At 63.4% G+C, this 12,375-nt stretch carries 12 protein-coding genes and 1 pseudogene; 2 read left to right on the top strand and 11 right to left on the bottom strand.

All coding sequences use genetic code 11. From position 1 onward, the window contains the following. Positions 1-378: 378 nt before the first annotated feature. On the top strand, positions 379-693 hold the full coding sequence (locus STARVERO_RS22990) for a DUF736 domain-containing protein (protein ID WP_159602519.1): 315 nt from the start codon (positions 379-381) through the stop codon (positions 691-693). Between the two features lie 62 nt (positions 694-755). On the opposite strand, the gene STARVERO_RS22985 is transcribed toward STARVERO_RS22990, so the two are convergent. From STARVERO_RS22985 to STARVERO_RS22965, 5 genes are all read right to left on the bottom strand, one after another. Further along, the gene (locus STARVERO_RS22985; protein WP_137902101.1) at positions 756-1,019 is read right to left on the bottom strand and encodes a WGR domain-containing protein; all 264 of its coding nucleotides are present in this window, start codon (positions 1,017-1,019) and stop codon (positions 756-758) included. 84 nt (positions 1,020-1,103) lie between these two features. Then, the gene (locus tag STARVERO_RS22980) at positions 1,104-1,565 is read right to left on the bottom strand and encodes a thermonuclease family protein (RefSeq protein WP_159602516.1); all 462 of its coding nucleotides are present in this window, start codon (positions 1,563-1,565) and stop codon (positions 1,104-1,106) included. A gap of 557 nt (positions 1,566-2,122) precedes the next feature. Continuing rightward, the gene (locus STARVERO_RS22975) at positions 2,123-2,593 is read right to left on the bottom strand and encodes a hypothetical protein (protein WP_137902085.1); all 471 of its coding nucleotides are present in this window, start codon (positions 2,591-2,593) and stop codon (positions 2,123-2,125) included. A 75-nt stretch (positions 2,594-2,668) separates the two neighbouring features. Beyond that, positions 2,669-3,157 (bottom strand): Hsp20 family protein, encoded by a 489-nt coding sequence (locus STARVERO_RS22970; protein ID WP_137902086.1) that lies wholly within the window; start codon positions 3,155-3,157, stop codon positions 2,669-2,671. Between the two features lie 351 nt (positions 3,158-3,508). Beyond that, the gene (locus tag STARVERO_RS22965; RefSeq protein ID WP_159602513.1) at positions 3,509-4,528 is read right to left on the bottom strand and encodes an NADP-dependent oxidoreductase; all 1,020 of its coding nucleotides are present in this window, start codon (positions 4,526-4,528) and stop codon (positions 3,509-3,511) included. Between the two features lie 88 nt (positions 4,529-4,616). Here STARVERO_RS22965 and STARVERO_RS22960 point away from each other — a divergent pair, with 88 nt between their 5' ends. Next, a complete protein-coding gene (locus STARVERO_RS22960; RefSeq protein WP_137902087.1) occupies positions 4,617-5,609 on the top strand; it encodes a LysR family transcriptional regulator in 993 nt (330 codons plus the stop codon). 181 nt (positions 5,610-5,790) lie between these two features. Here STARVERO_RS22960 and STARVERO_RS22955 read toward each other — a convergent pair whose 3' ends face one another. The 6 genes and pseudogenes from STARVERO_RS22955 to STARVERO_RS22930 form a co-directional block, all read right to left on the bottom strand. Further along, positions 5,791-6,978 carry an abortive infection family protein gene (locus STARVERO_RS22955; protein ID WP_137902103.1) on the bottom strand — a complete coding sequence of 396 codons (1,188 nt, stop codon included), beginning with the start codon at positions 6,976-6,978 and terminating at the stop codon, positions 5,791-5,793. 58 nt (positions 6,979-7,036) lie between these two features. Beyond that, positions 7,037-7,258 carry a helix-turn-helix domain-containing protein gene (locus STARVERO_RS22950; RefSeq protein WP_137902088.1) on the bottom strand — a complete coding sequence of 74 codons (222 nt, stop codon included), beginning with the start codon at positions 7,256-7,258 and terminating at the stop codon, positions 7,037-7,039. A 45-nt stretch (positions 7,259-7,303) separates the two neighbouring features. Then, positions 7,304-7,507: pseudogene (locus STARVERO_RS22945) on the bottom strand (CorA family divalent cation transporter); the annotation flags it as partial. A gap of 176 nt (positions 7,508-7,683) precedes the next feature. Beyond that, entirely contained in the window at positions 7,684-10,026 is a 2,343-nt protein-coding gene (locus STARVERO_RS22940) for a S8 family peptidase (protein WP_159602510.1), read from the bottom strand. A 7-nt stretch (positions 10,027-10,033) separates the two neighbouring features. After that, positions 10,034-11,005, bottom strand: coding sequence for an AAA family ATPase (locus tag STARVERO_RS22935; protein ID WP_244617013.1), 972 nt, complete (start codon positions 11,003-11,005; stop codon positions 10,034-10,036). 128 nt (positions 11,006-11,133) lie between these two features. Then, positions 11,134-12,351, bottom strand: coding sequence for an RHE_PE00001 family protein (locus tag STARVERO_RS22930; RefSeq protein WP_244617010.1), 1,218 nt, complete (start codon positions 12,349-12,351; stop codon positions 11,134-11,136). Positions 12,352-12,375: the final 24 nt, after the last annotated feature.

Here is a 12,375-nt window from a genome sequence, read left to right as displayed (position 1 = left end):
CACCGGTCTCCTGCTCCTTCAGTAGTCCGATAATCTGCTCTTCCGTGAACCGCGATGGTCGCATCGTCCGTCTCCGTAATCGACGGACTCTACCCAAATCTGGAGGAAGTTCAGGGTCTCAGGTCACACCCCCAACACGAGCCCGATTGGCCTGGTCTGACCGAAGGACGAGCACGCAAGCGTCCTCTCGATCTTGTCCCCGCAACGTCCTGCGACGACTTTTTTCCGCCGCCTTCGGCTTTGCATCGCGAGACAAAAAAGCCGTCTCCGGCCGCCTTCCACTGCGTTGCAGCCCTTCGGGTGCGGGTCGATCGCCTCCGGCCTCACGACCGCCATCGGGTCGCGATGGGCGCGGCCCTGAAACAAGGGAACGAGACAATGGCTAACATCGGCACCTTCACCTCGAACGGCAGCGGCTTCACGGGCACCATCCGCACCCTGACCTTGAACGTCAAAGCTCGGCTGGTCCGCGTCGAAAACCCCTCCGACAAGGGCCCGCACTTCCGCATCTTCGCCGCAGCGAATGCCGAGCTCGGCGCCGCTTGGCAGAAGCACTCCGACCAAACGGACCGCGACTACCTCTCGGTCAAGCTCGACGATCCGAGCTTCCCCGCCCCGATCTACGCGACCCTGGTCGAGGTCGAAGGCGAGGAAGGCCTGCAGCTGATCTGGTCTCGGCCGAACCGCGACTGACCCGGGCGACGAGCGGGCCCCGCCGTGAGGCGGGGCCTTCGCCATGTCGCGCCTGGCAGCCGCTAGTTGCGTTCTGCAGCGCCAACATCGCGATAGCCACGCCGCCTTTTTGCACGCTCAAGCCGGCCTAGAGCGACGGAGGCTTCCTCGGGCTGGTCGAAGGTCTCCATCATCGACTGGCCGTTGGTTCCGATGCGCCCCCAGTTCCGGATGACCGACGCGCCGCCGAACAGCGTCGGTTGAAGCGCGAGCGCGTAGAAGCGCCGCATGTTTCGGGCCGGCTCGACGCGATGCAGATGGAGCTGTTCAGGAACCTCGTTGGCCATGACGTAAGTCTCGCTTCCTTTAGAAGCGGCGTCCAACGCCTTTCATGAATCAATCTGCGCTGACCGATTCATCAGCCTGATCAGTCAGTCACACCAGTTTCGACGCGGGCCGCCCCAAGGGCGAGCGAGCCCTTCGGCGATCAATGTCGCGCCAAGGGAGTGGCCGGCCCGCCTTACCACGCGCAGCTTGCGGCCGAAACGGTCTTCGTCCCGGTCTGCGGCGACGAGAGAGAACGCACCGGCATTGAGTAAATCGAGGAGTCTGCGCCTGGCCGCCTCTCCCTTCATCCGCTCTGTCTCGCAGTGCGGCGGACTCAGTTCGGGAACATCGATATCCGCTATGCGGATCTTGACCCGCAGATGCCAGAAGGTGTCGCCGTCGACGACGCAGTTCACGCGCCGCGCTTCGCCGCAAATCGAGAACGTCGCCGCAAGGCTGTCCGGACAGGAAGCTGGCAACGGCCGTTGTGTTGGACTGGCCTGAAAGGGTGGATCCGAGGCGAGCGTCGTCGCCGCAACCAGCAGCATTCCCGCGGCCAGCATCATCTCGGTCTTTATGAAACTTCTCCCTTGATCGATCGAAGCCGGCGATCTCCTCTAGTCTCGGATCCTTGCTGGAATGTCGATCATGCAGGTCAGACCCTGGAGGCATTCGCCTTTGCGCTTGGCTTGGGCGATCAAGATTTTGGCGAGCCGCCTGCGGCGGACGGCTCTATTCGCTTCGCTCACGGAGCCCGCAGGCGGTCTCCGCCGGGTCCGGTGACGATCCTCTCGCGAGACCATTTAAGCCGAGGTCAAGCCGATGCCCCTTTTCGGCGGCCTTACGGCGCGATCGCCTCCGATCAAGTACGCACCCATCGGGGTCGCGATGCCCGCCGCCCGAGAAGGGCTACGTTGATTCGAGGTGGAATGCCGGACAGCCATTCGGTCATCTGCTCTCGTCCGAACCGCGACTGAGACGCCACGTAGAAGGTCCCGCCGTGAGGCGGGGCCTTCCCAGACAAGTCAGCGACGATCGCCAGCGTTGGATCGCCAAGACACCGACGGATGCGGCACGTGCCTTAAGCGGCCGGTAGGTTGGTCAAAATCGCCACTGCGCTGGCTCATGCCAGCGCAGGTTCGGGATGAACAAAAGCTCCACCCCCGCCGATTCTTGGCGGTATGGTGGCCAGAGCGGGACAAGGCGGCGGATCGTCGTCGTCATCGCGCCGGCGGCGGGATACGATGCGAGACCATTTTCTCAGCGCGGAGCGGCGCCGCCGCTCCGGCGGCATATGCCCCAGCCCAAAGGATGGGTTCGTCGAAAGCGTGAGGCTGTCGAATGTGTCCAGCGCCTTCAAAGCGCGCAGAATCTCGTCCACCTCGACAATAGAGCCATCCTCTAGCTGACGCAGCGATGGAGAGCCCGGAACTGCGCGGGCGTCAGACGCCCAGGAGGCTAACAGGGCCCGCTTCTCAGCACGGCTCATCTCCGGATCATTTATAACGTCATCAGGCTGCTGGAATATCGGATGTCCAGCGCTGCGGCGTGCTTTATGGCGATCAATGTTTGAAAAGCTGCTATATTCAGTCATCTCCGTTTCTCCGCAATTCGTGACACCCGGATAGATCGGGAGGCAAATCGCAGGGTTTAGGTTTGGTCGACGGGCTCAGGCAGCTTTGCGCTGCGGCTCCGTATTTTGGCTGATCTGCTTCGTCTTGCCGTTGTCTCCCGCCGATGGGGCGTTGCGCGTCGAACCGATGGCGATCCGGCGAGGCTTCAACTCCTCGGGAATCTCCCGCACCAGATCGACCGACAGCAGGCCATTCTCCAACGTAGCATTGGCGACCTTGACGTGGTCGGCAAGCTTGAACGCCTGTTTGAAATCGCCGATCGCCAACCCTTGGTGAAGAATCTGCCTATTCTCCTGGCTCGGCCTTTTCTGTCCCGTCACGATGAGCTCAGGACCGTCCTGGGTGAGCTCCACCTCATCCGGGCTGAAGCCGGCGATCGCCATGGTGATGCGGTAGTCGTTGTCGCTCTTCTTCTCGATGTTGTAAGGCGGCCAGTCTGAGCGCACGCTGGTATCGAGCATGTCGAGAAGGCGATCGAAGCCCACCGTCGAGCGGTAAAGGGGCCTATAATCGAAGCTTCTCATAGCCATATCCTCCGTAAAGCAACATGGATTACAAGCAGCGTCACAGCGTCTCTGCGACGCCTATTGGTCGGGCCGAAGCCCCGACGCAGAAGGATTTGGGAGAACCAAAAACTCAGTTCAAGAGAGCAAACCGAGATTTTTTGAACGATGTTTACGTTCAAGCAGCCGGATCGATGACGTCGGAGCGGATGCCGTAAACTACACCTCCGACGGCGAGCCGCCGTCCGAATGGGCTCGACAAACGACACACTCAGCCCCGCCGGCAGCCCGGACGGCCTTGCCGCTTCGCTCATCAAAGCGCCGACCATCTCGAACCAGGCGCCGTCCCAAGGCGCGGCTTTGGGATTGACGTCATTTTACCGCCAGGACGATCTTGCCTTGAATGTGCCCCTTGGCAGCTCGCTCGTGCGCAAGCCGCGCGTCGGCAAGGGCATAGGTGCTGTCGAGGACGACCCGGATCGTGCCTGCAGCAAGCAAGCTTCCAATCTCCGCCAGCTGCGCGCCACTCGACCGGACCTGAGTCGCCGAGACCGTGACGCCCAGCTTTTTCGCATCCTCCGCGCCGGTGAACCCAAGAGGAAAGACAGGAAACAGTGCGCCGCCCGGCTTCAGCGTGCGCAAAAACCGTCCGGTGCCGGGTCCGCCCACGGCGTCGACCACAAGATCGACGTCATGCGCCACGTCCTCGGGAGGCGTCTTGGTGTAGTCGATGAACGCGTCGGCGCCGAGATCGCGCAGAAGCGCCTCGTGCTTGCCCGACGCCACGGCGATGACATGGGCGCCTTTCAGCTTGGCGATCTGCACCGCGAAATGTCCGACGCCGCCAGCCGCTCCATTGACGAGAACGGTCTTGCCTTCCAACGGTACCGGCACATGCGGATACGGTTGTAACGGGTTGGGCACGTCGTGCCCCAGATCGACCAGAAACTGCCACGCGGTGAGCAGCGACATTGGCGCCCCCGCGGCGTGCGCATGGTCGATCCCGGCCGGCTTGATCGCGACTTCGGAAGCCGGCACGCTGACATACTCGGCGTAAGCCCTGCTGTCGCCAGCGAGGCCCGAGGGAAATCGGACCATCGAATAGACCTCGTCACCCACGGAGAAACCTTCGACATCGCCGGCCACGGCCTCGACGACGCCGGAGATGTCGGTCCCGAGGATGAGCGGGAACGACACCCGCGGCTGCCATTCGGGCGGAAGCATCTTATAGCCCTCACGCAGATACCAGTCGGGTGGATTGAGGCCGACGGCGTGAACCCGGACCAGCACTTCGCCTGGCTTCACCTCAGGCTTCGGGGCATCCTCATAGACCAGCACCTCGGGACCGCCGAACGCGTGCTGCCGGATCGCCTTCATTGTATCGCTCATCATGATCTCCTTTCGCCGTTCGGTGCTCAGACACCGATATAACACCGGTCCCGGCATTGATAATCTGCTCCAATGGCGCTTCAATAGTGCCATGAAGGAACAAATGCTTTTGGAGCGGTTGACCGGCCTGATCGCGTTTGCGCGTGCTGGCTCGATGGGTAGCTTCACAGCCGCTGCTCGCTCCTTATCGGTCTCACCCTCAGCCGTCAGCAAGAGCATCCAGCGCCTTGAGCGGCATCTGGGGGTTCCACTCTTCACCCGCACGACCCGGTCGCTGACACTCACGCCAGAGGGTCGCGATCTTCACGAGCGCGCGCTGCGTCTGCTGCGCGAGGCGGAAGCGATCGAGCAGGCGGCGATGAGCGCGCGCTCAGAGCCGTCGGGCAACTTGCGGGTGGCGGCGTCGCTGCCGATCGGACTGCATGTGATCGCGCCCGCTCTGCCTGCGTTCCGAAAGAGTCATCCCAAAGTGACGGTCGATCTCAGACTGACTGACCGGATGGTGGACATCATCGAGGAAGGCATCGACGTCGCAATACGCATTGGCGATCTGGCGGATTCGCGCCTGTTGTCGCGGAGCCTTGCCCCTTATCGACTCTGCTGCTTTGCGTCACCCGCTTACCTTGCGGCGCGCGGCGCGCCGCTGCACCCCGACGATCTGGCGGGGCACGACCTCGTCAACCTTCGTTATCAGAGCACAGGTCAAAGCTTTCGCTGGCCCTTTCAGATTGCCGGTCACGAGATCGAGCTGGTACCCACCGCGAGCATCGTCGTCGACGTAAGCGATGCGGTACTCGTGACGCTCGCGGCCGGTGGCGGCATCGGGATCAGCGCCTCCTTCATTGCGGCGCCTTACGTCACGCGCGGCGACCTCGTCCCAGTGCTTTCCGCCTTTGCGGTAGAGCGGCACAATATTACTGCAGTATGGCCCGAAAGCCGCCGCGCGAACCCTGCCGTGCGTGCCTTTCTGACCCTATTGCAGGACGTCTTTCAGGAGCGACTGACGGCCACGGCGAGCCTGTCGGAGGAAGGGCGCCACGTTGCCGGAGCCAGAAACCAGACCACTCAAGGATTCCCGAGTTGACATTCTAATCCCGGGTTGCGTCGTCCTTCGACGCGATATGCGCGTGATAGCCGCATAGTCCGTTGTGCTCATAGTATTCTTCGGCACTCAGGTCGGTTCCGCAAACCGCGCTAGCGGCCCTCCGCCATCGATAGGTCGACTGACATCGGCAGGTTCGTTGCGCTTGTGACCGCCGTTGTCATCATCCCCGCGGTTTCCGGCCTATGCCGTGCGCAGCCTCCGATGACGATCCGCCACGCGCCTCTTTGCGCGCCTCCCAGGTCGCGACCAGAAAGGTGGCCATCGCGCCAGCGAGATTGACTGCCAGCTCCGCGTGCCTTGGCTGTGGGCGCGCGCGCTTCGGCCCAGGGCTGTGCGCATCACTGAGCTTGTTGCGCAGGGCGCCCAAGGATTCGACAACAGACTGGCAGCTTCCGAGAATCTGCTTGAAGACCTGCTCCGTATGGTCGTCGGGCGCGAGCTTCAGGACTTTGGAGAGCTTGCGGTAGAGGGCCGGCAGATCGTCAGCTTCTTGCCAGGTCTCACCCGCCTCCTCGAGGATCCATTTGCAGACGTCTTCGAGCAGGGTGCGGGCCAATGTAATTGCGCCTGCCGGTTCCGAGCCGCGCCGCTCCATGGCCATGGTCCAACGCGCGTGCACCTGCGTCGGGTCAAAGGCGGCCAGCGTCGCGGAGATGCTGGCATCTGCTGGCGATCCGGTTGGTGCGACTCTCACGGCGTAAAATGGACTTCCAGAAATTCGTCCCGCCAAGGCTAACGTATAGCCGTCGTGCCGCAGTAGGCCGTCGATCTTCTCGGCCAGCTCGATTTGCTCGCTCCCCGAGAACGCATCTGGCGCCGTGACGGCGGCAAGGAATTTAAATAGCTGCGCGCGTGAGCACGTTAGCAGCCCGAGCGTCTCCAGCACATCGCGCTGGGTCAGGTCGTCGTTGCGGATAGTATGGCGATGGAGATAGTCCTCGAGCGTTGCCTCATCGCTGGGATGAGGTGCGCGAAGAGAACCGATCGGCCAAAGGCCGCGAATAAGCTCGATGTCCTCGATCTCGCGCGCCAGCGGGCGGCCTTCGAACAGCGCGATCAGACGTCGACGCGTGAGCGTGGTGACCGCCGGGCCGTTTAGCTCGTCAATCTTGGCCAATTGCTCACTGAGCTCGAAGCGCTGCTCTTCAGCGGCAAGCTCGCGAGCGGAGACGACGACCTGTTCGGCCGATACATCCGCAAGCCGCTTCTGGGCATATTTGTATTTGCTGGCGAACGCCTCCTGTTCCTCGCCGTCCGCCAGATTCAACCGACGGCACAAGCCCGGTACGTCATAGGCTTTGGCGTCAGAGATCGCCGACGCCAGCAGGTGGCGAAGCTCCTTGATCATGGCGGGTGGGATAGCGACGGGCATCGGCGCTGGTGTCGGCTGGCGTATGGTCGGCATACTAAAGGACCCCCCACGCCCGATATCTGTCTCTCCCGGTCGCCTCCCGCTCCAGCGCTTCTAAGCGGTCCGTCATGTCCAACAGCTTTCGCGCCGCGGCGGCAATCGCTCCGGCGATCGTCGGATAAGTCTCCGCCGAGTTCATCGAGACGCCATCCGGAAATGTCACGGTCGCCTGATAGCCATTGCCTTTCGGCGTGGCGGAAAGCTGGATCGCTGACATAGCGCGGCTCGCCTCATATCTTTCGATCGTTCGAGCACGCAGCGACTAAAACCAGCCACGGCGCTTGAACCAGATGAGGGGCAGAATGGGGCTAAGCACGATGGCAAGCCAGGACAAAGGGTATCCCCATGTCGAGCTCAACTCCGGCATGTTCTAAAAGTTCATCCCCCAAATACCCGCCAATAGCGTCGGCGGCACGCCGACAACCGAAACGATAGTCAGGACTTTGAACAAGTCGTTCTGGTCGATCGAACTATGATCGAAGAGGCGCTCCCCGGTCAATTGTCAGGTGAAGCTCGGCTCAGATTTGAGCCAGATGGCTTGAATTGCGAGTTCAACGTTCCCTTGGCGATTATGCAGGAACGATAGCTCCGACGCCTGTCGCCCACCTCGATCGACTGTATTCAAAGGTCGGCGTGTCGGTGCTAAGCTTGGACGCGAATCCGCTGGCGCACTCTTTCATAGAGTTGGACGTCTGCCTTTTGCAGAAGCTCGACCACGATTGCGAATTGCTGCCGATCGACATGGGTCGCCCAGCCGCTTTCGCAGCGCACGACGAGATAGTAGCTGTCGCCGTATTCTTCGACACCGCGTTTGAACGTGACAGTTGCACACTGAACGGTGCCTTTCTCGCGCAATTGCGGTCCGGGAACGAGATTGCAATTGTATCGCGGTGCAAGTTCAGGGAACGGACCGTCGTCCTTGTCACGCTTGCGATAATGATCGAAGATCAAGTCAGGCTGGCATCCGCGAACCAACCGAAAGCTCATGCCAACGCCTGCATAATCATTTCGGGTGTGACGCACCGGTGGATCGAATGCCAGCGTCACGCGAATGCAGCGCTCACCGTTTCCCCCAGCCTGAAACGCTTCCGGGATCGGAATCCGATAGACGGCAAAATGATCGAGGGCGATCTCATCCTCGGCGTAAAGCGTGACGCGCGCGTTGTCCGAGAATGCGGCGCGTTCGAGATCCACCAGACCGTGACCGACAATCGCCCGCGTCGCATCTGCACCAAGCAGCTGAAGCCGCTCGCTGGCGGGCGGCGGGATTTCCGCAGATCCCACAATCAGCGCCCGCACGAGATTAGCTGAGGCCTGCGGGAAGCGCGTCATGATCTGCGCGGCGCTGAAGGCAACGCGCGGCGCGGCATAGGACGTGCCTGATCCCGCCGTGAAGAGCTGATCGAGATAGCTGTGATGCAGCGTCAGAACACCGGCGCTGCCGACGTCCTCCCCTCCCCGCACCCGCGCGACGACGGCATCGAAAATCAGCGTGCCGCCAATCTCAACGACGTCGGGTTTGGTTGCCCCGCCTGGTCCCGGCCCGATCCTCGAGAACGGCGCCGGCTCATGCAGGCGTGTGATGGCGCGGACGCGGACGTCGTCGGCGCGATCGGGATCGAGACCCTCACCGTGCGCGAGTGCGCCGACGGTGATGACGTTCAAGGCGCCGGCCGGCTCGAACAGCCGGTTGGCATCCTCCAGAAGATAGCGCGGATATTCGGTCACGGCCTGTTCGAGACGATTGCCGCCGCGCGGGCTGCGATTTCCGGACGAGACGACGATGACGACGTCGAGCTCGCGCGCCAATTCGTCGAGCGTGGCGGCCCATGTGCCGACCTTGCCGCCGTCGAAGACGCGCCGGCGGTCGGCAAGCGCGATCACGAAGACCCGACAGCCAAAGCGCTGGTACAGGGTCGCGATCGCCTCGCGCATCTGCGAGGGCACGAGGCGCCTGTCGTCAAAGCCACCTTGGTCGTTCACCACTTTCGCCGCACAAAGCCGCGCGCCGCGTTGCAATGCGCCGGCGTCGAGTTGCGCACGAAGATCGCCGAACACGGCCACACCGGCCACGCGAGTGCCATGACCCCAGACGTCCGCGGTGCCGAGATCGGCCGGTACGCCGATCGAACCGACAAGAATATCCGCCAGGAATGGGTGATCGTTGACGCCGCTGTCGATGATGCCGATCAGCGGTGCGTCATCGGCCACGGCATTCAATGGCGGCGCATCCGCCATGACCATGTCGAGCGCCTCTGCCGTGGTCACGTCCGGGGCTGGCGGCAGATCGATCGCCGCGATTTCCTCGACCGTCAGCAACGTGCGCAGCAGCTCGCCCGTCAGACGCGCGCGAAACATGCTGATCGAGGGGCCGACATAGCGATCAAAGACATCGCCACCTCGTGCCTCGACGTAGCGGATGACATCCTCAAGCTTGCGCTCGCGGAGGCGACGTTCGCCCAGATCCCAAAGCTCGATGTCCACCAGATAGGATGTCTGCGCGACGAAATCCTCGACATCAGCGAAACCTTCTTCCCGCAAGCGTGGTCCGATCCGATCACGCGGCTCGACCGATCCAATGCTTTCGATCCCGGAGACGAAGTTGACGTAGGGGGCGTGCTTCTGGCCAGGGGGCGGGCCGCCCTGATAGGCGTCAAGCCGCGCGCGGAAATCCCGCATGTCTTCACTCGATGCGAACAGCACGAGCGTGCGGTCCGCGTCGCTGGACAAAACCGTGAGCCCGAGCCGTTCCCACTCCTCCTCGAGCAGGGCGCCCGTCATCTGCACGCGCAGGATCAGAGACGGGTCGACAAATTCGGGCTTGCGCCGGCGTCTTTGTTCCTGGGTCGCGGTGTCGAGCTCCTCGCGCAGCTTCGTCGTGTGTTGGCCGCGATCGCGCGGTGGCGGCGGTCCGCCGCCGCCGTGCTTGCGCCGCTCGAATTGCTCGGGAAGCCGGACGAGTTCGAGGTGATCGTATCGGGCCACGGCGCGCCTAGCTCGGCGACGCGAGGCGAGACTGTCCTGCCCGGCGGCGCGCCTCGTCCTCCAAGGCGCGATTGAAGTCGCGGGCCTGCACCTGCTTACGGCGATCGATGATCATCGTCTTGACCGCCTGGGTGCAGACGCGCTCGATCTCGGCGTAGGAATAGCCCTCCAGCGCGGCCGCATGCTGCAGCGGATCGAACGCGGTCGCGATGTTCTTGAACTTGAGCCGCAGGAAGCGGGCGATCATCGCGCGATCCGGCTTGTCGAACCAGACGACCTCGTCGAAGCGCCGCCAAACCGCCGGATCGAGGGATTGATCAAGGTTGGTCGCGGCGATCAGAAAGCCCTTCGGCTGAATATGATCGATGAACAACAGAAGGCTGTTGACGACACGGCGCAGCTCATTGTGCTCGCTCGAGTCATCGCGCGAGCGCGCCAGCGCGTCGAACTCGTCAAAGAACAGCACGCAGGGCTGTTTCCGGGCGAACTCGAAAATCTTGCGGACATTGCCAGCCGTCTCGCCCAGGTAGGACGAGATCAGCCTATCGAGCTTGACGAGGAACAGCGGCAGACCGAGCTCGGCTGCAAAAATCTCCGCGCACAGCGTCTTGCCGCATCCCGGTGGGCCGCAGAACAGAAGCTTGGATCGGACCTTGAGGCCGTGACGCCGGATCTCGTCGGCGCGGCGAAACTCTTTGACGAGGCCGAGCAGCACCCGCACGTTCGTCGCCCCGAGCACGATATCATTGTGCGTGTGCTGCGGTTCAATCCGCTCGATGAAGTCGGCGGCTGCTTCGGGGAACGGAAGCAGGGGCGCAAGCGCCTTCGGACCGCTCGGCCGGCTTGGGCCGGCCTCAAGGGTCTTGCGCAGGCTGCGCGCCAGCACGCGGTTGTTCTTCTTTTCCTCTTCGCCGATGATTTGCTCCGCTACGGCCCGGAACTCATCGTCCCGACCGTAGCTGGCCAGCAATTTTTTCATCAACTCCCCGCGGGCCATGGCTCTGCTTTACTTTCTCCTGTTGGGCGAATCATAACCGCAAATGCAGCGTTTCACGATGGGGTTACTGCCCGATTTAAACAACGCAAATCACCATCGTCGGGCGACATCTAAAGCACCCCCCACGCCCGATACCTGTCTCTGCCGGTCGCCTCCCGCAGACCGAGCTCCCCGACCAGGTCCTGGGCGGCGCGTGGCGTGATCCTCAGCTCCTGCGCGATCATGCCGGCCGAGACGATCGGCCGGGCCAACACATAGTCGATCAGCGCCGGCAGCCGGGAGGTGGAGCGGCGGCCGGCGAGCTTGCGGGCCAGCAGGGTGCGGGCAGTCTGCCAACGGTCGTGATCCTTGAGACCGGCCTCGGCCGCGGCCGCGATCGCCTCCAACTGAACGGCGAGGCGGGAGGCCGCGTCGCGTGGCCGCCGCCGCTCGCGCGGGATCGCTTTGAGGCCGTCATGGAGGCAAGGCAGGTGCGAGCGCGCCTTTCCCCGCGCCCGCAGCAGCGCGGCGGCGAGCAGCCGGCCGAGCCATGGCGCGTGCTGTAGCGGTTCCAGCGCGTGCCACGCGTCGGCGGCGATCGCCGTCGCCAGCGCCGGCGGCAGGTTGCGTGTCTGGTCCACGACCGCTCGCCATGCGTCGAGACGTTCATCTTCGTCCCAGTCGAGATCGTAGACCAGCGGGTCTCGCTCGGGTCGCTTCGGGCGCCGATCGGTTGTCTCGCCGGCCAGCGTGCGGTCGGCTTGGGCGATCGCGGCGTCGACGGCCGCGAAGATGTCGGCCATCCGGTCGTCGGCTGGGGCCACGCGAAACCGCTCGGGCGCATCCGCCTCACTGTCTTCGTCTTCGCGATCGCGCACCTCATCCTCTTCCTCATTCCGGTTGCCGCGTTCCTCCTCCCGGTCGCCCTGCTCTCCCCTGCCCCGCAGCCCGGCCAGGCCGGCCACCGACAGCGCCCAGTCGGGCTTGGCGTCGGCGATGCGCCGTCGCGTTCGCAGAACGGCGTGGGCGCGCGTGAGCTCGTGGGTCGGGGCGCGGACGTCCATGCCGGCGTCGTGGAGGACGAGATCGTCGAGATGGACGAGCTCGCCTTCCAGCCACAGGGCGGCAGCGGCGTCTGAGAAGTGGGTCCGGGCGATCCAGCCGTCGCGGACCGGGCTCCTGGCCAGCCGCTCGTCGAGGCGGGCCAGCGCGTCTTCGGCCGCCGCGAGCGGGCCGGCGATCTGGCTCCAAGGTAGCGGATCCGGGATCTGGTAGGCGGAGGGCAAGGTCTTGATAACCTTAACGTGAATCGGTGAAACGGAAGCTATCACGGCGTTGGCTTCCGTCATAGCGATGCCTTCTGGCGCATGCTT

It is taken from the genome of Starkeya nomas (assembly GCF_902703545.1).
GTDB classification, from domain to species: domain Bacteria; phylum Pseudomonadota; class Alphaproteobacteria; order Rhizobiales; family Xanthobacteraceae; genus Ancylobacter; species Ancylobacter moscoviensis.
The sequence above is the reverse complement of the archived record's forward strand: the minus strand, read 5'-3'. Positions and strand labels throughout refer to the sequence as shown.

What these genes read in the sequence shown, in the direction of transcription:
- STARVERO_RS22990 (WP_159602519.1), top strand. Translation starts at nt 379, where the DNA reads ATGGCTAACATCGGCACCTTCACCTCGAACGGCAGCGGCTTCACGGGC.
- STARVERO_RS22985 (WP_137902101.1), bottom strand. Translation starts at nt 1,019, where the DNA reads ATGGCCAACGAGGTTCCTGAACAGCTCCATCTGCATCGCGTCGAGCCG.
- STARVERO_RS22980 (WP_159602516.1), bottom strand. Translation starts at nt 1,565, where the DNA reads ATGATGCTGGCCGCGGGAATGCTGCTGGTTGCGGCGACGACGCTCGCC.
- STARVERO_RS22975 (WP_137902085.1), bottom strand. Translation starts at nt 2,593, where the DNA reads ATGACTGAATATAGCAGCTTTTCAAACATTGATCGCCATAAAGCACGC.
- STARVERO_RS22970 (WP_137902086.1), bottom strand. Translation starts at nt 3,157, where the DNA reads ATGAGAAGCTTCGATTATAGGCCCCTTTACCGCTCGACGGTGGGCTTC.
- STARVERO_RS22965 (WP_159602513.1), bottom strand. Translation starts at nt 4,528, where the DNA reads ATGATGAGCGATACAATGAAGGCGATCCGGCAGCACGCGTTCGGCGGT.
- STARVERO_RS22960 (WP_137902087.1), top strand. Translation starts at nt 4,617, where the DNA reads ATGAAGGAACAAATGCTTTTGGAGCGGTTGACCGGCCTGATCGCGTTT.
- STARVERO_RS22955 (WP_137902103.1), bottom strand. Translation starts at nt 6,978, where the DNA reads ATGATCAAGGAGCTTCGCCACCTGCTGGCGTCGGCGATCTCTGACGCC.
- STARVERO_RS22950 (WP_137902088.1), bottom strand. Translation starts at nt 7,258, where the DNA reads ATGTCAGCGATCCAGCTTTCCGCCACGCCGAAAGGCAATGGCTATCAG.
- STARVERO_RS22935 (WP_244617013.1), bottom strand. Translation starts at nt 11,005, where the DNA reads ATGAAAAAATTGCTGGCCAGCTACGGTCGGGACGATGAGTTCCGGGCC.
- STARVERO_RS22930 (WP_244617010.1), bottom strand. Translation starts at nt 12,351, where the DNA reads ATGACGGAAGCCAACGCCGTGATAGCTTCCGTTTCACCGATTCACGTT.